Genomic DNA, 17775 nt, shown 5'->3' with positions numbered 1-17775 from the left:
GGGTACGTCATCATAAGTTTCGCAGAGATCTATTGTGCATCACATAGTGGAGAAAATAGCTAATGATTTCCATTAGTTTTAGCGAAGCGTACGCTTGATTTAGTAATAAAAACCAGAATTTCAATACTCTGTTTAAAAGTAGAATGAAAAAATAATTTCCCTAATACACCGAGTGGTGCAAATCGTTGATACATCAATGTTTATAGAGGGAGGTATCTGATGCAATTATTCGTGTGGCAGAAAAAATATGGAATGCCTGTATGCGATTATAGAGAGAGTCTAATTTTAATGTATGGATGCTAATTTTGGAACTGGATACATAACTGATGCGTTGCATCCAAACCCTGCTGGACATCAGAGATTGGAAAGGTTTTTATGATGCACCGCATTTTGAAATGACAGGTGGATTAAATGTAAAGGTTTTTTTACAAAATGGTAAGCGATCTGTATTTATGGACGTACCAGTAAAATCTGGAGCTACAAAGCAAGCCGAAGGGAAGGCACTGCAAAACCTAAAGCACCTGTTAAAACTGTTTCTGGGAAGTCTGTGAGCTTACCAAGTGGAGTATATAAAGAAGGTGACAAAGGAAAAGAAGTTAAACAAATTCAAGAAGCGTTAGATAAGCTTAACTTTAAACTTGGAAAAATCGATTCGCATTGGGGACAACATACTACTGACGCTATGAGAAGAGTTCAGAGTGTATATCTTCCGAGAGAAGTCGATGGCGTGTATGGTTCAAACAGTCGAACTGCATTGTTAAAACAATTAAAAAAATAATAATTAAATGGTATTAAAGCAGGGGACAATTATATTATTGTACTGTCCCCCCTAAGTGGTACGCTCATCCTCTAAGCCCTTCTTTTAATCGAGAGGGGCTAGAATCACTTGCAAATCTTTCGGTGCTATAATCTAGTACATATATTATTCTAGTACAATATCTCCTGTACTTTTAAATTTCTCCAAAATATTAAACATCCTTGCATAACTGTCTTGAATTGTTTCTTCGTTTTTTATGTTGTTATAAAGACTTAATCCGAAATAGGTATCTTTATAAAAACCTATTAAATAGTCTCCTGATTTTGATTTATGTGCATTCTCATAAGAAATGTCTTTATCAATATATGCCAAATAAACTTTATCAGAATCTATAAAGACAAATGGTATAGGTGATTCTAAATAAACATTGGCATATTCTGCTTTTGCTGCTTCACTTAAATATTTTTTGTTAATAAATACACTATCTAAGTTATCAAAGTTCGAACTTGATATATCTTCCATCGTCAAAGGAATAAAGGAAACATTTTTTTCTTTAATTTTTGGTTTTTCACCCACGATTCCTATTTTCAAATCATTACCTGAATAAATTATTGGGTTAAAATTATTCTCTTTACTACAAGAAGTAAGTAATACAAACAAAAGTAGAATTAAAAAAGTAAATCTAAATCTTTTCATGATTTCACTCCATTTTTTTTGATTTTTTTAAATATTGTTATACAATAACTACCAATTAAACGGGTTGCAAATAGTAATTTCTACAATAATACTTCAGTAAGCGGGTATTCAGTGAATATTGTAATAGGATAGAATCCTAGCCCATACTCCTTTTTGAGTAGGGGCTTTTTTATCTTAATCATAAATAAATCACTATACTAGTAGGTCTGAAAAACTATTCCTCATAAGTCAAAACTTCATTTTTGTTGCCCTAAATAAATCTTTTGCAGCTTCAATGTCATAACTTATTAAATGACTTTTAACATGAATCTGTGATTGTTCAGGGTTTAATTCCTAATAGTTTTTAGTAGGTGGATTTTTCAATTTTCAAAGAATCATAGTTGATTACTTTTTTTACAGATTTGGATTTAATTGATAACTAGGTTCACTTGATATGCTTAAAAGGGAATGGTGAGAACATGGTAAATTTCAAAAGGTTTTTTTTGTAGTTTCTTAGCTTTAATACTATTAATTGGTTTTATAGGTCCTGGTGTTGGTAATGCCAATACAGTTCAAGATAATTCCAACCAAATTGAATATTCTGATGTTATAAATGACACTGTATTATCTGAAGAGTTAGTGGATATTGAGCAGGAGATAGATAATTACTTAGAAGAAATCCCTATACAGAATCAGATTACGAGAATATGAGTGATGAAGAGTTCGAAGAGGTTTATACCAAATACTTCGAAAGTAATGAATTTTTGCAATTAGAAAAGGAACATGAAACGTTATATAATGAAATAGATGGTGATCAATCAACAATTACACCAAGGATTGCTCCAATCTTAATTCCTATAGCTGCTGCTGCAGCAAGAGTGGCTTTAAAGACCATAGTAAAGCAAGGTAATAAAATAGCTACAAAATACCTGAAGAATAAGTTGAAGTCTGCTGGTAAAAAATATAAGTTAGAATGGAATGTGAAAAATAGTAAAGGTAAAATTACATCATTATTAAAAATAACTCATAAACCCTCTAAAACACAGATTTTTCGTTTAGATAATGGTAAACTCGGACTAAAACCAGGTACAAATGATTGGTTTTGGCATTATCATATAGGTGATACAAAAGGCAAAATGAAGCATCATTATTCATTAAGGTCACTTGTACCATCTAAATATAAGCCGTTATCGAATACAACATTGTATTAAAAGGAGTAAACTATGAAAATATATGATATTCCCCTTTCGGGTTTTTTAATTAATGATTTAGTAGCTTATGAGAGCGAAGAAAATGATAACCAAATAGTTTACCAAATAAAAAAAGGGAAAGTTCAAGTCTTAGGTGAATTTAGATCAGTAAAATATGATAGTGGTATTGCATATATTATTTTTGCTAATGATGAAGTGATTTCAGTTGACAAGAACATGGTAAAGTTAAAAGACTAAATAAAACCCTTCTCTTTTGACTATCTCGATTTTTAATCTTGTTCGGATTCAAAGGATTTAAAATATATTCATTACCTTGTATTAAATCTATTTTCCTAATAAGTTCTCCATTATTTCCCGAAATAGTTAAAACACTTTTATGTTTAAATTCTTTTATAGAAATAATCTGCATTTTATTATTCCCACTCATTAGGAAGTACTGCTATATTATCATCTGCAAAAGTATCATTGAAAATAACTTCATAACCACTCCCAAACTTATAAGGTTCAACAGTATAACTCTCAAAAGAAACTCCAAGTCCCTTTTCGATATCTTCAATAGATGACTCAGTATCAACTTGCATATGCGCTATTTTACCTTCATAGAAAATTACAGAAGCATAATCAAATACATCATTTTCTCCATAATTAAACTTATCTGCGTTTACAATTGATCCATCTTTCAATTGGAATTTACCATTTGGATATTGCGTTTCTTCTGGATCTTAACCGACAACCAATCACAATGGATTGTATTCGAAGATGAAATGCAAGCGCAGGATTCCAATACAAACTTGCTTCTATAGATGAAATCCATGATTACGTATCTGGAACAGGTGAAGTATTTACATACAACGTTGAAACTGTAGAAGGGGTTGCTAAGTGGCACACTAAGGAAAAAACTTATGAAGATGCTGAAGATTCCATCTGTGAATACCGGGTGATTAACTAATGAATAACAGATACCTTCCTTCCATTACACTAGCCTCTGATATCCTTGATGAAATCATTACAGCCACACAGTTAGAAGTTGATGAATAAAAATGAAACTTGATAAGTACGACAGGAAAGGTAATAAAGAAGCTGCAAAAGTCACGGTAGAAGTATTATTCGCTACAATGAGGAAGCTAACATCTTATGAGAAAATGCAAAAGAATCTTCCTAAACTAGCGGGCAAGGGGAAATTTATAACTTTGAAATACCAGAACGTGAAGTTGTATGAAAACAAGTTCTATAAGAAAAGAGCCTAAGTAGCAGTATTTACTTAGGCTCTTGATAGGCATGCATTTCTAAAAAAATATATTTAACTTCTTAATTGAAAATAGGACTTAGAAAAAATAAACAAACTGGAGAAACTACTAACAAAAGTTAGTAGTTAGATTTAAGAGTATTAATAGTATTTAAAGGGTCTAAAATTGATCAAATACTGCTCACATTTTTGCTCACAAAACTCGGAGTAATCATCAACTTTTATTTATGATTTTTTCAATTAGTATTTGCAAATCATCCGGCCTATGAAACTCAATCGGCGAAACGCCTTTATCGAACTCTATTGTATTGGATTCTATCATCAATACATATTTCCCATTAATCTTTCCTAAATGGATGCTTTCGCCAAAATCGGCTAACAGTCCTTTGACGGACGTACTGCCCAGCCTCATGCGCAGTTCGGCTTCAGGTGTATGCTCGACAATCTGGGCAGTGGCTTCGACGACCTGGTGTGTTTCAAGGCGTTCCTGGATTTCCCGCTTTTCACTGGTTTCCCAGATTTCCAGGTCCTGTTCGAATTTCTGCAGTTCGTCACTGTTTTCTTCGAATTGAGCGGATACATGCTCATGGACCATGTGGATGACCTGGTTTTTCATGATTTCCGGCATCGATTCGCCATATTCGACGAATTTCAAAAAGTCCTCGAAGTAGCGGGCATGTGAGGCCTGATGGATTTTTAGTTCGCCTTCTTCGACCATACCTTCTTCGGGCATGTAGGGGAGAGAAGGCTATATACCTTGATATTACTGAGTTTTAGTTATGGCTGGTCACGAATTTGGTCACAGAATGAGCACTTTATCAATTTCAACTGCAACACTCTTTTGCATGTTAGAAGACACATGACTGTATATGTCCAAAGTCGTTCCAATTTCAGCATGTCCGAGACGTTCGCTAATTAGCTTAACATTAACATTTTGTTGAATAAGTAATGTAGCATGAGAGTGTCTTGTAGCTGAATGGAATTTTGTTTTAGGTAAACCAACTTTTTCGGTTAAATTATAAAACTCTTTTCTAAAATTACGTGGGATAATCGGTTTTCCATTTTGAGTACAAATTACTAAATCGTGATCATGGTATTTATCACCAAGTAAGAGCTTTTCTTTATTAATCATTTCACGATGTTTTATAAGTTCTGGTATTAGGTTTTCTGGAATGCTAATAGAACGAATACTTGATTTATTTTTAGCACCTGACTTTATCTCAGCTTTTTGAGTCAATGTTTGTCGGATATAGAGTGTATGATTATCAAAATCAATATCTTTAAATCTTAAGCCAAGAATCTCACCTTCTCGGCATCCACAAAAAAAGCCAATTAGAAATCCAAGAAAACATCTTGTTAATCGTTTAGTCTGCTTTGAAGCTGCTATAAAATGATTAATTTGTTCACCTGTCCAAACATTAATCTCTTTCCGCTTTATCTTTGGGAGTGTAATTCCAATAGTAGGATTATCCCTTATTAATTTTATTGTAGTTGCCTTCTTCATTGCTGAACTTAAAATACGAAATATTAGATGGATGGTGTACTCAGAATAATTATCTTCCTGAACCAATTCATTAATAAAGTTTTGTACTAACAAAGGACTTAATTTTTGGACTTTAAAGTGGCCAAGTCGAGGTTTTATGACCGTTCTAAAGTAAATATGATGAGTCTCATAAGTACTTGATTGTAATTGGATTTTGCGCTCAATAAACCACTCGTCCATAAAACGATCTAAAGTTAAGTTAGTCAAGTCGGTAAACTCATCCTGTAGAACTTCTGATTTTAATAGTGTCATCGCATCTAATGCCTCTTGTTTAGTAAGAAAGCCTCTTCTTTTAATTTGTCTGCGCTTTCCAGTCAAAGGGTCATTTCCTGCGTCAAATACTATATCCCATTTCTTGGTATTTTGATTCTTTTTAACGCTTCCTGCCATGTTTAAGAGCCTCCCTGACTCTCAAACCGTAATCTACTCTTGTCTAATATTTTACCATGGACTTCATTGTAGTTCATTATTTTGTTTGAGAATAAGGGTGGATAATTTGACTTTGATTTTTTTAAAAAAAGAATATTTATTCATTTTTACGTATAATTATAAAGTGAGTTCATATGAGAATGAAAGTTATATCGGCAACTGGACGACAATTACACTTGAAGTGAATAAAATTATACATAGTGATGAAAACCTTGTTATTACAGGGTATTGACCTGTAAAGGATAAAGGGATATATTTACTTTAACAGCAAGTATTGATTCACATAAGAGTAATATTTACTTAGGGAGGTGGATGCTTTGAATGTATAAAAAGGTAAAATAATATACATGGAATTAATTACAAACAAATGAGATTATAGATAAAAAGAACAGTGATTTTGAAAAGGGGATGTGAACATGGTTTCAAAGGCAGATTTAATTTTTATTTATGATGTACAGCTAATGAGGAAAATCAAACGGGAAGGCTACTCTTACCTTTTATCGGCAATAAGCCTTGCAGATCGACGCTTATGGCTTTATCCAAGATGTATCGAAATCGAGAACATCATGAAAGAACACACTAAAACATTAAATTAACTAATTATTCAGTTAAACAATTACACAGGAGGATGCTATGACAAAAGAATTTAAGATTCAAGTTCCACAATCCATTGTAAGGAGTAACGACATATCAGATAAGGATTTTGTGCTACTAACGAAGCTAATACAACTTTATCAATCTCAATCAGGTATTAATAAAAATCTTACATTTACAATTGTCTCATACAAAAAACTAATGAATTTTATCAATATGGGGGATAGGAGAACTTTTGCAGCCTGTCTGAAAAGTCTTTTTAGTTGGAAATAAAATTATACAATTACGCAAAAGGAGAATGATTTAATGGGGAATTTATCAAATCAAGTTTATGTCTATTCATTGTCAACAGATGCTTTTTTCAGCGAGGAAGAAAGAAATATAAAGTTGCTTAAGGATCGATATCATGATTTAAAAAGGTTATCTGCTCAAGAGTGTGATATCGAAGCTAAACTTCAGGAATTAAGTATTCAAATGACTCAATGCGAAAAAAGGAAGGATAGAGAATTTGTTGAGTCGCAAGTGTCTAAATGTAATAGACAATTGGAATATTTGGAATGGTTAAGGGGTACTATTTTTAAAGATAAAAAGGTATCTAATGCAAGGCTCAAACGTGAGTTGAATGCCAAGGTTGATGAAAATGACAGTATGCGTACCTTAGATGCCATGAAGTTGAACAAGAGTCAAGCGATTTCATTATTCGAGTCTACACTAACCCGTCAATTAAAATTGGAAACTGGTAAATTGTCAGAAAAGTTAATAATTGTAGAAATTTATAATTATGGAGTTTTTAAGAGCTTATTAGATAAAGGATTTAATTTTAAAAATAAACACTTCGTATATTGGTCTTCCTCAAGTGGCCAAATTAGAGACAAGAAGGCTTTTTTTATTCAAGAGGACGCTTGGAATAATGAGAATTTTGGAATTGAAAATAAAATTACTGCAGGATTAAGTATTGATGATATTAATGATAACGGGGGCATGAGCGTCAATAAGTTTTTAGCCTATAAGGCATTAGCGTCCAGTGCATCAGAACAATGGATTGGTTTTGATATTAATAAATGTATTTGTGTAGACGATGTAAAAGTAAAATTAGAAAATAGGACAGTTGATTACATAAAAAGAGATACGTTCGATGTGGAGCGTCAAGATGACAGAACAATTGATTTAGAAATTACTGATGGAGCAGGGATGATGCTTCCGAGAGTAAGTGAAAGGTTATTCGGTGAAGGTGTATATAAAAATATTCAGTTTCGACTTCCGTGGATGAAAGGTTGCCTTTCCCCTGTGCCATGGAATGAATATGGCGACAATCTTGTAGTAACGGATATCTACGGTAAACAATGGAAGTTAAATAAAGAATCGGACATTGAAATAATATTTTTTAAGTCTCAGTTTAAAATGTGGAAGCAATATATAGACAAAAATAATCCAAAGGAAAGTTGGAAAAAGTATCAAGATAACTTCAAACTATATAATAGTGAAGCAGCTTTTATGAATGCAGAAGAGGATTCGATTCCAAATGCCAAAACGAATTATCAGTATTTACAGTCATTGGTTTATATAGAAAATAAGGATTTAATGGATTTGGTACAAATGACAAATGACGACCTTAATAATTTGGGAACAGATGCAGATACAATGATCCGAGTTCTTGGTTGTGAAGATGAAAATGAAGATAAGAATGAATTTCAGCAAGCGATTAATCTGTATCCTGCTTTGTTGAATGACAAAAATAGTAAAGAAGCAATAAAGAAGAGAAAAGAGAAAATTATTGAAGAGGCTAAGTCAGCTAAGTTAAGTATTGATGGGAAATACACATACGTTTTGCCGGATTGGTTTGCAGTAATGGAAAATATCTTTAAGGGTATAAAGAATCCAAAGGGGCTACTAAATGATGGGCAAGTTTACTGTAATTTATATGATGAAGGTAAAGTTGATCTAATGAGGGCTCCTGCATTAAGTTTCGAACATGCAATTCGAGAAAATATAAAAACTGAAGAAATGAAAAAGTGGTTTATTACTAAAGGAATTCACATTTCTGCTGATGATTTAATCCCGAAAATACTTATGGCGGACTTTGATGGGGATAAAATCATGTGCACCCCATCGAAAACCCTAATCAAAGTTGTTGAAGATAATGCTGAACAAATGGGCGTTGTTCCATTAGAGTACGAAATGGGAGTATCTGATCCTAAGTCGATTAATTCCCAAAACATTTTTGAAAGTCTAAAAATAGCGTTCAAGGCGAATATCGGAATTATTTCAAATACAATTTCGAAAATCTATAATAAAAATGATTTTGACTCTAAGACTGATTACACATTGATCAAAAAATTAACGTCATATAATAATCATATTATAGATATGGCTAAAACTCTTGATGATGTAAAATTACCTCCAAGTGTTAAAACAGAATGGAATAAATATGATAAGCAAAAGCTCCCGTATTTTTTCGCATATGCTAAGAATAAAGAAAATGTAATGGATAAAAATCAAAGCACTGTCAACAAAATCGAGGATGCGATTATCGATAAACGTATTTATTTTAAGAATGTAGTAGGTAAATTTGATTACAGAAAGTTATTGTGGACTCCAAATATTAAAGATGAAGCCTTTGTAATTAATGAAAAAATCGATAATGAAATTATTGAGGCGTATACATACTTAGATCAAAACAAAAGACATTACATTTCTGCTAATGAAGATGATATAGATGATAAGAAACAATATATCTATATTGTTATCCGTCAAAAATTATTAGAAATTTATCCAGATGCTAATAAAATTGCAGATGTGTTGGTTAGATATTTATTTGGAGTTAAAGATAGCAAGTACAAGAGGACGTTATGGGAGTCGTTTGGAACTGAAGTAGTAAATAGTATTAGAAAGAATGTACATAAAGAGATCGATTGCTCTGGTTGTGGAGTGACAGTATATGAACCTAGACAGCGTCAAGTTAGGTGCGATAAGTGTCAGAATAAGTATAGGCTCAGACAGGATAAAGAGCGTAAGCGCAAGGTGAGACAAAGACTTGATGATATGTCCGCATGAGTTTAAATAGCTAAATAAGAAAAAGCCAATGAACCCTACAGCTGTAAGGTCTCTGGGCTTTTCTTATTATTGGAGTTAACCGTATGTTAGGGGAGAAGAATCCAAGTCAATATATACAATAATCGGCAGTGTACTCCCCTTATATTTTTTATTTTTGATAAAAAACTATATTCGATACCGTAATTATACAATAACATGAAAATATATAAGGTGCAAGTATAAAAAATTACATAATAAAGTGGGTGGATATCATGAATAAGCGTCTTAAATATTATATCGATCAAAGTAGTGTAGTTCACCTGATAAAGAAATAAATTTATAGAAAGGATGACTTATAAATGGGAATTGGATTTAAGCCGTTCAAGTGCTTCAGTATTAATTTGCTTCGATTTATCTCGGCTCATGGAATAAAACCAATGAGTAAAGGAATTCATGAGAATGGGAAATCGTATTGGATTTTTAACTCTGATGAAATTAGTAACATCTTATTAGCATGGACAAACAATAAGCCTGAACATCTTAAAAAGGATTAATAGTATATACATAATTATTTACCAAGGCGGTTCCCGATGGGAGTCGTCTTTTTTACATTCTAAAATAAGGGAGAGTTTTTTAAATGAGGAAATTAGATAGAAATAAAAAGGTTATTTCTAAAGAGTTAGTGCATATACACCTTGTAGGAAAGTATAAAGGCCGTATTGCCATTACAGATATTAGTTCGTATTTGAAATATAGGATTTACGATTATACGTGGTTCAGTAATAAAAAGGGATACGTATATGCAGTAGTTAACGGAAGACAAATTATGATGCATCGATTAATTACTAATTTTGAGGGCGAGCATACTGATCACATAGAAAATACGAACGATCCAGTTAAGGATAAATTAAATAATGTCTCTTGGAATTTACGGGTTTGCAGCAATCAGCAGAACCAACAGAATGCAAGACTGCGTGTAGATAGCAGTACAGGTTATAAAGGGGTTTCGCTCGATAAACTACTGTATAAGGCTCAAGCAAAGCTTATGGGTAAGAAATATTACTTTGGAGGGTTTAATGTTATCAAATATCCTAAAGCTCTAGAGATGGCAGGATATGCTTATGATGTGGCTGCCGATTACCTATATGGAGAATTTGCTGAATACAATAAGGTTAAAGAAAGTGGATTGTTATCGAATGAAGAAATGAAGATTGTTAAAAAGATTGTGCATAGTAAGATTAAAAAACACGGATTACCGAAATATCAAGCTGTACATAAGGTTGAAATTAATAATAAATACACTGGGACAACTAAAATCGATAAGGCGAATTAATTGAATACATAAACAGAATTCTCCCACCTTTGTAGCGGAATTAAGAACAATCAAGGTGGGATATATAGTCTATTACTTATAACTTTTAGACATTCTAAGTACACAGAAAATCATTAGTGCAAACTGATGTGAGCATGATAAAAGGCAGCCGTATTTGCTGCCTTTTTTTGTATACAAAGATTAAGATATTTAATTTTGCGTATGACCTCGATAGCAACATCCAAAATAATCTAAAAGTCTGATGTTATGAAAATTTTTCCATAATATAATTTGTTTGTAAAATAATATAGAGGAGGACTTTTGTTATGTTGAAAAAAATTGCTTCTACTCTTAGTGTCTTGGTTCTTAGTTTAATAGGAGTGTTTTCTTTTGAAACTGACAAAGCAAAAGCTGCTACATGGTATTTTGAAACTGAGGATGGAACTGTTGATAATTATGTTGACACTTCTTCCAGTTGGCGAAATGTATTTGTTATTGTACCTGACGATGGTTTAATAAGAACAGATGGCTATGGTGCTGCTCCAGCTGCTCCTAGTCAGTTAAAAGTTCGTTTATGCAATACTGCTTATCCTTACCCCTGTACAACATTCAAAACATTTACTACGGATAGAAACGCTGACGGAATTGCGAAATTTTACGATATGAAAGTTGGAACCTTTTATGTAGATATTCGTGATAATTATATAGGGCAATGGGTTGAAGGAAAAAACAATACTTTTAATACAAATAGTTATTAAGGTTAATTAACCACGGACACTTATTTAAATAAGTGTCTCTTTTGGTTCCAATTGTGCAAAATAACACTTAAAATAAGCGCAAATTATCGGGCAAAGTGACAAAGAATAAAAAGGTATATTTTTAGACTTGTATAAAACTTATGGTGTAGGATATTCATAATTATCATGACTTTCTAGAATGTCGTACAAATCATTAAAATAGTTTTCAATAGTATCAAGCGCTTCATAAATAAATTCATTAGGCACATGTATATCGTATATTGTGTTATTATCCCAAGTGTATGGTGTGAGTTTTATAGTTTGAATCTGTCTAAAGGAATTTAAATATTTACTATTAGAAGCTAAATAATCATTAGGAACATGAGCAAAATGATTCCTAATACCTCTATAACAAATTAATTTACTCCAATCGTTAACTGCAATTTTTATTCCTATACTTTTTGAAAAGAATTCTTTAACTTTGTCGATTCCACTACCGCTATAATCATCAAATTTAACTAAGGGGTTATTAGTTTTTTGATAAAGTTGAGCTAGTTGAATAAGTTCTTTTTCTACAAAGGAATATAGAGTAATAAACATGGATCTTTTATGAATTTCTGGAAAAATGAAATTATTTCGATAATCTATTGTTTTAAGTAATGGGTCTTTTTCAGATATATGTTCATTCCTAGCTTCTTCAAAAAGTGCTTGCTCAGTTAATTTAATGTAGTGTTTAAACTGATCAATACCGACAATAGTTTTGACCCTACTTGGATATATTAATCTAGGAGTTTTCATGACATTTCAATCCTTTTTACTCAATTATAAAGGTAAACATTTCGTGGTGTCGAATTAAATGACTAGGGAGGTGGATATTTTTGTTAAAAAATTTAGGTTTAAGTAAGGAAGCAATTAAAAGGATATTATTAGAGAGTGGTTTAAGTTCAAGGAGTGAAGTAACTCCTGAAGATATTGTTAATGCGATATCAGTTGCAATTGAGAAAAATAATATTGAGCTATCAAAAAATATTCCTGATTATAAGAAAGTTTTTTAATGGTAAAGGGCATCTCTTATGAGGTGTCTTTTTATTCTTTGAAGCAGGACTTTTGTCACTCTTTGCTGAATATTGTTAAGGTTGGTAAATATTTGGATAGGGAGTGGAATGACTATACACAATTTAATTGTTTCATTGCAAGCGATAGTTGATAACCTAAACATTAACGTAAATATAGTTTTAACGGATGATGACTCCGTTGTAATGATTTTTTATCCCAAAGAAAATCAAATTAAAGTAAATTTAAAAAGTCTGGAATATTCTTGCGAAATCTATAATTTATCTCTGGAAGTTTATTCTAGAATTATTCTATATCATGAATTAGGTCATGTTCTTGATCCTGAATTAGAAGAATTGGAAAATGTTATAACAAGTAGTTTTAATTTACTTATTAAAAATGGATTTAATGAAATACTTTTAGAAATGATAAAGGAAAACAGAATACTTGCGGAGAAAAATGCATGGAGAATTGCAGAATCATTCATTGAGAAAGATTTATATGATGTATTTGTTAATATTAAGCAGGATAGTTTGGAAGAAGCAATGGAAATTGAAGAGTTAAATAAACGAAAGATAATCTTAATGTATGAAATGGCAGAAGTTGAGGGATATATTGAAGTATTAAAACAACATTCAAAGAATTAAATTGGAGTATCCGTGTAATCAGATTTCTTTATTTGCAGGAACTTTATTCATAGAAAAAGCACTTAACCTAAATGGCTGAGTGCTTTTTGTGTCTTATTTAATACTTCTTTATTTTTATTAATGAAAACTTTATTTCTTAATATCATTTCTTTATTATTAAGCTCATCATTCAGTTCGGTAGTATTGTCCAATTTCTCTAGAAGTGAGACTATTGATGGCATTGCTAATAATTCATGAAAAGCTATGTTTGTTTTAGTAGATAAGATTTTTAATTCAGCAAGTTGTCGAGGAGATAAAAATGACTCAAATGGTTGCCTTTCATTTATTTCCATGATTGTACCCTCCATATGATGATGAATTATTAAATTGTAATTTGATTATAAAATAGATAAGTTCAATAAATGTATTAATCATGTAAAGATTTGATGAATTGCAGAATAAAGGAGGGATTTGAGTAATCTGGTGTTTATTTGCAGGAAATCATCACCTTTTATCGAACTGTTAGTAAAGGAGATGGTAAAATGAGTTGGAATAAAGAAGATCTAAGTCAATATAATTTTGCGGATTCACCATGGTTTATCGTGTCTACTAATGGAAAAGTAGACATAGGAATCCAACAAGGTTTTGGAGATACAAAAATTGGATTACAGCCTGAGGGAATGTATAAATTGGTTCATGAATGGCTTAAAAGCAATCATGATTTAAGTTCTGAACAAAAGAATACATTAATAGAACAATTAAAATAAGAAAAACGGAAGAAGTAATCAATATGTTAGATCCAGGAGTTGTTGGAAGCAAACATATTGTTACATACTAAATAAAGAATTTGAAGGCATCCGAGTAATCGGGTGTTTTTAATTTATCGAAATTATTTTTCTACATAATTTTTTTCGCAGGATATATTCCGACTTTTCTTTCAGAGAGTAGATGTTAATGGTTATAGTTTCCATGTAGAAGGGGGAAACTTGCAATATATACTACTCAGGAAAGGACATGAGTAAATTGGCGAGAAGAAAAAAGGAAGAGAAAATTGATTAAGTAGAAATGTTGCGTGAAGAATGGAAAAGTAAGTACAACGATGAACAGTTGAAAGGAAAGAACGAGGAACAGTTAAAAGCAATTATGGAAGAGTTAGAAGACGGATTAGCAGAGGCAAGAAAAAAACAAGAAGAATATGATTCAATCAATGAAAGTTGGACTAAATTAGCTGAAAATGTACTCATCAAATTTAAGTTCGCAGATGAGGATCGAATTAAAGAGGCTATTTTAGAACAAAAAAGAAAGCTTGGTTTCCTAATGGATGATGGGGAAGAGATCATGAGAGAAAAGATGACTCCCTTTCAATTAGAGAGATTAGAGGAAACAAGAGAAAAAATAAAAAATGGGGTAGAGTATAATTGTACCTACGAAAAAAGTGGTGGTGTGACAAGTTCAATTGGTACACCAAATTTGGAGGTATTAGGTAAGTTTATTTCTAAGTTTTCTCAAGAACGGGGACTTAGTACATTGCGCTCTGAAACACAAATAGGTTTATTTTTCGATAGCTGGAAAAAAAGTTAGTAATCAAGTCCTTTGGGATTTGCTTTTTTATTTTTGGGGATGGAAAACTCAACTAATAACGCATTGATCATTGATTAATATACTCAGTGGTTGGTGCGTTTGTTTGTATTTAAACTATAAATAATGAATGGGAGCTAATTAGATATGAAAGAGAGTAGATTTGAATTATTAAAAGAAATTTATGATGAAGCCGTAAATTTTAATACAATGCAATCTGGACTAACAATACCTTTTGAAGCTGATTGGATTGATGTATTAGACTTTGAATACCTAGAGGGTAAGGGATATATTACGACCAGTGAGAGCAGAGATAAGACAGAATGGTATGCAAATATTACGGCAGATGGAATGGATATAGTTGAGATTGAGATGAAGCATATTGAAATCGAAAAGCGTTTAGTTGAGTTGACATTAGATGGACGTAAAATAGGTGAAGCTGCTTTTAAAACGATTGATGCAGAATTAGATAAACAAGCGAGAGCTAGAGGATTATGATGACAGCATTTCAAGTTGTAATGATTGTATTTATGATATTGTTCGCGATAATGACTATTGGATCACCAGACCATAAAGATAAAAATAGAGGATTATCTATGTTGTTAGCCAGTATTATCGCTTATGTAATTACATTATTAATAAATTAGGGAGTGTTATTTAATGAGTTAGTCTGCAAAAGAGATGAGACAGTATCTAATGGATAAGTATGATATGAAAGAAAACGAATTTGATGATATGTATGTTGATGAATTTTTTAACTTTTAAAGTTCGATGCTCTAATTTCTAATAAAGATGGTGTGACTAATGGCTAAAATTATACATTTTCCTAATAAGGACAAAGACTTAATTGAACAGTTGGAATACATAACGGAACAAGCTAGAGAAGGCAAGATAAAGAATTATGTGTTTGCTGCAGAGCTTCAAGGAGAAGATGAAGGGTTAATAGTAACATCGTATTACAATGCTGATGTAGGCACTAAACAGCTTCTTAACTCACATATTTATGTAGATATTGTAGCGGAAGTAGTTAAAGTAAATTTCTTTGATGAATGATTAATATTGGGATGTAAATTGTCCCTTCTTATTTAACGTGTAAAGGGGGGAGGAGATGAGATGGATAAGGATAGTGTAAGTAATCTGGGTATAGCACAACAGACTGCTGCAGAGTTGTTAGCTACTGGGAACATTGAGAAAAAGGAGATAGCTCAGACAGTCGGAGTGAGTAGAACAACCTTATACAATTGGATGAAGAAGGATGACAATTTTAATGCAGAGGTGGACAGACTCAAACGGGAACATAGAAATTTTGGTCATCAATTAATTGAATCTAAATTAGTAGATGCTGTTAATGGATATTGGAAACTGATCAGTGAATCTAATAATGATATGGTTAAGAAGTCTGGCTATGAATTCTTTATCGAAAGAAGTCTAGGTAAGCTATCGAATAAGACTGAGATAAGCGTGGATAATACAGTAACTAAGGTAGACGAGGATATATTAGATACTGAACATGTGCGTTGGTTGAAGGATATGGGTGATGTAGTGGAAGCGGAGTTTAAGGAGATTGAATAAGGTATAAATTCTAATGGGATGATACAAGGAGGAATTGTAATGAATGAATTCGTTATTTCAAGTGGTCACGCTAAAGTAGTACGTGGTGCAAGTGGGTTTCTAGATGAGGTTAATGAAGCAAGGAAGATTGTCCCGAAAGTTGCTGAATATCTTAAAGATTTAGATTGTAAAGTACATACATTTAATGATGATACGTCAAAGACGCAACGGGATAATATCAATACAATAGTTAAATATCACAATGGCAAAAGTAGGGATTTAGATGTATCTGTACATTTCAATGCTGGTACAAAGGAAACAGGAGGTACCGAGGTTCTTTATTATGGAGACGGAAATAAAGCATTGGCTGCAAAGGTATCTAAAGCTATATCGGAAGCACTTGGAATTAAGGATCGTGGTGCGAAGAAAAGAACGGATCTCGGATTTCTTAAGGGGACAGCTAAACCAGCTATTCTGATTGAGGTATGCTTTGTCGATACTAAAACAAATGCTGATGCTTACAAGAAGAACTTTGATGATTGTTGTAAAGCAATAGCTGAAACGTTATCAGGTAAAAAGCTGAAAGAAGAGGCTAAACCAGTTGAAAAGAAAAGTGTTTTACATAAGGTTCAAGTAGGTGCTTTCTCTGATGAGAAGAATGCAACTAAATTAGCTGCAGAATTGAAGAAAAAAGGATATTCAGTAAATATTTTAAAAGGATAAGCCAAATAAAAAGCCCTTCTCTTAATGAGAGGGGCTTCCTTTATTAATCTATTTCTCTCATAATGAAACTAAGATTTATATTTTTCCTTAATTGTTCCCATCCCTTTAGATATACCCTTTTGCATTTTATCGTATGCTTTCTTCTCATACCATTTCAATACTTCCCCGTTTTGGACTCTATCATGTGCTTTAATATACTCATTTACAGTCATATTTCTTTTTATATATCTTCTGTGCAGCTTACTAATATGAGCTTTAAACAATCCTAATTTTACTTTAACGCTATTTACGATAATTCTTAATAGCCAAAGAATAAATGATCCAATTAATCCAATTATAATTACATCAATTGCCCTAATTTGTTCATTAAATAAGTAGTCTTTGATTAAATCAATTAAGTCCGACATACTTCTCCTTATAAATCAACCATTTGATTGAATAATAGTTTTAAATTATGAAGTTAATCTTCTAAATCTTCATCAATAAAATCTTCATCTGGCAAAATTTCTTCATTTTTGATTTCATACTCAAATTCAATAACCCCATCCTCCAAAAGTCTATGCATTATGGCTTCTACTGCAGATCCCTCATATGTTGACTCTTCATCAAAAACAACGGACATAATGAATGTTTGCCTTTTAATTGCCATTTTTTTCAACTCCTTTTTATTCTCTATCAAAGTCAACTAAATAAAATATTTCATTCAT

General features: G+C 32.0%; 25 protein-coding genes and 1 pseudogene. 18 read left to right on the top strand and 8 right to left on the bottom strand.

Annotated features, from left to right (window positions below):
- Nucleotides 1-326 precede the first annotated feature (326 nt).
- The gene (locus ACIQYG_RS20995) at nt 327-551 is read left to right on the top strand and encodes a hypothetical protein (RefSeq protein WP_402841976.1); all 225 of its coding nucleotides are present in this window, start codon (nt 327-329) and stop codon (nt 549-551) included.
- Nucleotides 548-778 (top strand): peptidoglycan-binding domain-containing protein, encoded by a 231-nt coding sequence (locus ACIQYG_RS20990; RefSeq protein ID WP_402841973.1) that lies wholly within the window; start codon nt 548-550, stop codon nt 776-778. The genes ACIQYG_RS20995 and ACIQYG_RS20990 overlap by 4 nt, the downstream gene beginning before the upstream one ends.
- A 144-nt stretch (nt 779-922) precedes the next feature.
- On the opposite strand, the gene ACIQYG_RS20985 is transcribed toward ACIQYG_RS20990, so the two are convergent.
- On the bottom strand, nt 923-1453 hold the full coding sequence (locus tag ACIQYG_RS20985) for a hypothetical protein (RefSeq protein WP_402841970.1): 531 nt from the start codon (nt 1451-1453) through the stop codon (nt 923-925).
- A gap of 686 nt (nt 1454-2139) precedes the next feature.
- On the opposite strand from ACIQYG_RS20985, the gene ACIQYG_RS20980 reads away from it, so the two are divergent.
- Nucleotides 2140-2643, top strand: a complete 504-nt coding sequence (locus ACIQYG_RS20980) for a hypothetical protein (protein ID WP_402841967.1) — start codon at nt 2140-2142, stop codon at nt 2641-2643.
- A 12-nt stretch (nt 2644-2655) separates the two neighbouring features.
- Nucleotides 2656-2880 carry a hypothetical protein gene (locus ACIQYG_RS20975; RefSeq protein WP_402841964.1) on the top strand — a complete coding sequence of 75 codons (225 nt, stop codon included), beginning with the start codon at nt 2656-2658 and terminating at the stop codon, nt 2878-2880.
- Between the two features lie 176 nt (nt 2881-3056).
- Here the strand turns inward: ACIQYG_RS20975 and ACIQYG_RS20970 are convergent, their stop codons facing one another.
- The 3 genes and pseudogenes from ACIQYG_RS20970 to ACIQYG_RS20960 all read right to left on the bottom strand — a co-directional run bounded on the left by ACIQYG_RS20970 (nt 3057) and on the right by ACIQYG_RS20960 (nt 5822).
- Nucleotides 3057-3326, bottom strand: coding sequence for a hypothetical protein (locus tag ACIQYG_RS20970; RefSeq protein WP_402841962.1), 270 nt, complete (start codon nt 3324-3326; stop codon nt 3057-3059).
- A 777-nt stretch (nt 3327-4103) separates the two neighbouring features.
- Nucleotides 4104-4628 (bottom strand): annotated as a pseudogene (locus ACIQYG_RS20965) (DUF3898 domain-containing protein); the annotation flags it as partial.
- A gap of 60 nt (nt 4629-4688) precedes the next feature.
- A complete protein-coding gene (locus ACIQYG_RS20960; protein WP_402841959.1) occupies nt 4689-5822 on the bottom strand; it encodes a site-specific integrase in 1134 nt (377 codons plus the stop codon).
- A gap of 112 nt (nt 5823-5934) precedes the next feature.
- On the opposite strand from ACIQYG_RS20960, the gene ACIQYG_RS20955 reads away from it, so the two are divergent.
- From ACIQYG_RS20955 to ACIQYG_RS20930, 6 genes are all read left to right on the top strand, one after another.
- Nucleotides 5935-6093 (top strand): hypothetical protein, encoded by a 159-nt coding sequence (locus ACIQYG_RS20955; RefSeq protein WP_402841956.1) that lies wholly within the window; start codon nt 5935-5937, stop codon nt 6091-6093.
- A gap of 184 nt (nt 6094-6277) precedes the next feature.
- Nucleotides 6278-6457: a hypothetical protein gene (locus ACIQYG_RS20950; RefSeq protein ID WP_402841953.1), complete on the top strand. Its 180-nt coding sequence runs from the start codon at nt 6278-6280 to the stop codon at nt 6455-6457.
- Nucleotides 6458-6494: 37 nt separating this feature from the next.
- The gene (locus tag ACIQYG_RS20945; protein ID WP_402841950.1) at nt 6495-6728 is read left to right on the top strand and encodes a hypothetical protein; all 234 of its coding nucleotides are present in this window, start codon (nt 6495-6497) and stop codon (nt 6726-6728) included.
- A 33-nt stretch (nt 6729-6761) separates the two neighbouring features.
- A complete protein-coding gene (locus tag ACIQYG_RS20940) occupies nt 6762-9509 on the top strand; it encodes a hypothetical protein (protein WP_402841947.1) in 2748 nt (915 codons plus the stop codon).
- A 616-nt stretch (nt 9510-10125) separates the two neighbouring features.
- Nucleotides 10126-10821, top strand: coding sequence for a hypothetical protein (locus tag ACIQYG_RS20935; RefSeq protein ID WP_402841944.1), 696 nt, complete (start codon nt 10126-10128; stop codon nt 10819-10821).
- Nucleotides 10822-11126: 305 nt separating this feature from the next.
- Nucleotides 11127-11558, top strand: coding sequence for a hypothetical protein (locus tag ACIQYG_RS20930; protein ID WP_402841942.1), 432 nt, complete (start codon nt 11127-11129; stop codon nt 11556-11558).
- 138 nt (nt 11559-11696) lie between these two features.
- Here ACIQYG_RS20930 and ACIQYG_RS20925 read toward each other — a convergent pair whose 3' ends face one another.
- A complete protein-coding gene (locus ACIQYG_RS20925; RefSeq protein WP_402841940.1) occupies nt 11697-12335 on the bottom strand; it encodes a hypothetical protein in 639 nt (212 codons plus the stop codon).
- 80 nt (nt 12336-12415) lie between these two features.
- On the opposite strand from ACIQYG_RS20925, the gene ACIQYG_RS20920 reads away from it, so the two are divergent.
- Nucleotides 12416-12592: a hypothetical protein gene (locus tag ACIQYG_RS20920; RefSeq protein ID WP_402841937.1), complete on the top strand. Its 177-nt coding sequence runs from the start codon at nt 12416-12418 to the stop codon at nt 12590-12592.
- Nucleotides 12593-12700: 108 nt separating this feature from the next.
- On the top strand, nt 12701-13237 hold the full coding sequence (locus ACIQYG_RS20915; protein WP_402841934.1) for a hypothetical protein: 537 nt from the start codon (nt 12701-12703) through the stop codon (nt 13235-13237).
- A 62-nt stretch (nt 13238-13299) separates the two neighbouring features.
- On the opposite strand, the gene ACIQYG_RS20910 is transcribed toward ACIQYG_RS20915, so the two are convergent.
- A complete protein-coding gene (locus tag ACIQYG_RS20910; RefSeq protein WP_402841931.1) occupies nt 13300-13569 on the bottom strand; it encodes a hypothetical protein in 270 nt (89 codons plus the stop codon).
- A gap of 189 nt (nt 13570-13758) precedes the next feature.
- Between ACIQYG_RS20910 and ACIQYG_RS20905 the strand changes: the two genes are divergently transcribed.
- The 6 genes from ACIQYG_RS20905 (at nt 13759) to ACIQYG_RS20880 (ending at nt 17068) form a co-directional block, all read left to right on the top strand.
- The gene (locus tag ACIQYG_RS20905) at nt 13759-13983 is read left to right on the top strand and encodes a hypothetical protein (protein ID WP_402841928.1); all 225 of its coding nucleotides are present in this window, start codon (nt 13759-13761) and stop codon (nt 13981-13983) included.
- Between the two features lie 298 nt (nt 13984-14281).
- Nucleotides 14282-14797 (top strand): hypothetical protein, encoded by a 516-nt coding sequence (locus ACIQYG_RS20900; protein ID WP_402841926.1) that lies wholly within the window; start codon nt 14282-14284, stop codon nt 14795-14797.
- Nucleotides 14798-14941: 144 nt separating this feature from the next.
- Nucleotides 14942-15292 (top strand): hypothetical protein, encoded by a 351-nt coding sequence (locus ACIQYG_RS20895; RefSeq protein WP_402841923.1) that lies wholly within the window; start codon nt 14942-14944, stop codon nt 15290-15292.
- 306 nt (nt 15293-15598) lie between these two features.
- Entirely contained in the window at nt 15599-15847 is a 249-nt protein-coding gene (locus ACIQYG_RS20890) for a hypothetical protein (RefSeq protein WP_402841921.1), read from the top strand.
- 60 nt (nt 15848-15907) lie between these two features.
- The gene (locus tag ACIQYG_RS20885) at nt 15908-16366 is read left to right on the top strand and encodes a phBC6A51 family helix-turn-helix protein (protein ID WP_402841918.1); all 459 of its coding nucleotides are present in this window, start codon (nt 15908-15910) and stop codon (nt 16364-16366) included.
- Between the two features lie 39 nt (nt 16367-16405).
- Nucleotides 16406-17068 carry an N-acetylmuramoyl-L-alanine amidase gene (locus ACIQYG_RS20880; protein WP_402841916.1) on the top strand — a complete coding sequence of 221 codons (663 nt, stop codon included), beginning with the start codon at nt 16406-16408 and terminating at the stop codon, nt 17066-17068.
- 68 nt (nt 17069-17136) lie between these two features.
- Here ACIQYG_RS20880 and ACIQYG_RS20875 read toward each other — a convergent pair whose 3' ends face one another.
- On the bottom strand, nt 17137-17475 hold the full coding sequence (locus ACIQYG_RS20875; RefSeq protein WP_402841914.1) for a hypothetical protein: 339 nt from the start codon (nt 17473-17475) through the stop codon (nt 17137-17139).
- 53 nt (nt 17476-17528) lie between these two features.
- Nucleotides 17529-17717 (bottom strand): hypothetical protein, encoded by a 189-nt coding sequence (locus ACIQYG_RS20870; RefSeq protein ID WP_402841911.1) that lies wholly within the window; start codon nt 17715-17717, stop codon nt 17529-17531.
- Nucleotides 17718-17775 lie beyond the last annotated feature (58 nt).

It is taken from the genome of Peribacillus sp. NPDC096622, from assembly GCF_044762665.1.
Lineage (GTDB): Bacteria > Bacillota > Bacilli > Bacillales > DSM-1321 > Peribacillus > Peribacillus frigoritolerans_B.
Note: the sequence above shows the minus strand (reverse complement) of the source record. Positions and strands in the feature narration are given on the sequence as shown.

Bases quoted from the DNA above. Each gene is read 5' to 3' on its own strand.
- ACIQYG_RS20995 (WP_402841976.1), top strand. From the start codon at position 327: ATGCGTTGCATCCAAACCCTGCTGGACATCAGAGATTGGAAAGGTTTT.
- ACIQYG_RS20985 (WP_402841970.1), bottom strand. From the start codon at position 1,453: ATGAAAAGATTTAGATTTACTTTTTTAATTCTACTTTTGTTTGTATTA.
- ACIQYG_RS20980 (WP_402841967.1), top strand. From the start codon at position 2,140: ATGAGTGATGAAGAGTTCGAAGAGGTTTATACCAAATACTTCGAAAGT.
- ACIQYG_RS20975 (WP_402841964.1), top strand. From the start codon at position 2,656: ATGAAAATATATGATATTCCCCTTTCGGGTTTTTTAATTAATGATTTA.
- ACIQYG_RS20960 (WP_402841959.1), bottom strand. From the start codon at position 5,822: ATGGCAGGAAGCGTTAAAAAGAATCAAAATACCAAGAAATGGGATATA.
- ACIQYG_RS20950 (WP_402841953.1), top strand. From the start codon at position 6,278: ATGGTTTCAAAGGCAGATTTAATTTTTATTTATGATGTACAGCTAATG.
- ACIQYG_RS20945 (WP_402841950.1), top strand. From the start codon at position 6,495: ATGACAAAAGAATTTAAGATTCAAGTTCCACAATCCATTGTAAGGAGT.
- ACIQYG_RS20940 (WP_402841947.1), top strand. From the start codon at position 6,762: ATGGGGAATTTATCAAATCAAGTTTATGTCTATTCATTGTCAACAGAT.
- ACIQYG_RS20935 (WP_402841944.1), top strand. From the start codon at position 10,126: ATGAGGAAATTAGATAGAAATAAAAAGGTTATTTCTAAAGAGTTAGTG.
- ACIQYG_RS20930 (WP_402841942.1), top strand. From the start codon at position 11,127: ATGTTGAAAAAAATTGCTTCTACTCTTAGTGTCTTGGTTCTTAGTTTA.
- ACIQYG_RS20925 (WP_402841940.1), bottom strand. From the start codon at position 12,335: ATGAAAACTCCTAGATTAATATATCCAAGTAGGGTCAAAACTATTGTC.
- ACIQYG_RS20915 (WP_402841934.1), top strand. From the start codon at position 12,701: ATGACTATACACAATTTAATTGTTTCATTGCAAGCGATAGTTGATAAC.
- ACIQYG_RS20910 (WP_402841931.1), bottom strand. From the start codon at position 13,569: ATGGAAATAAATGAAAGGCAACCATTTGAGTCATTTTTATCTCCTCGA.
- ACIQYG_RS20905 (WP_402841928.1), top strand. From the start codon at position 13,759: ATGAGTTGGAATAAAGAAGATCTAAGTCAATATAATTTTGCGGATTCA.
- ACIQYG_RS20900 (WP_402841926.1), top strand. From the start codon at position 14,282: ATGTTGCGTGAAGAATGGAAAAGTAAGTACAACGATGAACAGTTGAAA.
- ACIQYG_RS20895 (WP_402841923.1), top strand. From the start codon at position 14,942: ATGAAAGAGAGTAGATTTGAATTATTAAAAGAAATTTATGATGAAGCC.
- ACIQYG_RS20890 (WP_402841921.1), top strand. From the start codon at position 15,599: ATGGCTAAAATTATACATTTTCCTAATAAGGACAAAGACTTAATTGAA.
- ACIQYG_RS20885 (WP_402841918.1), top strand. From the start codon at position 15,908: ATGGATAAGGATAGTGTAAGTAATCTGGGTATAGCACAACAGACTGCT.
- ACIQYG_RS20880 (WP_402841916.1), top strand. From the start codon at position 16,406: ATGAATGAATTCGTTATTTCAAGTGGTCACGCTAAAGTAGTACGTGGT.
- ACIQYG_RS20875 (WP_402841914.1), bottom strand. From the start codon at position 17,475: ATGTCGGACTTAATTGATTTAATCAAAGACTACTTATTTAATGAACAA.
- ACIQYG_RS20870 (WP_402841911.1), bottom strand. From the start codon at position 17,717: ATGGCAATTAAAAGGCAAACATTCATTATGTCCGTTGTTTTTGATGAA.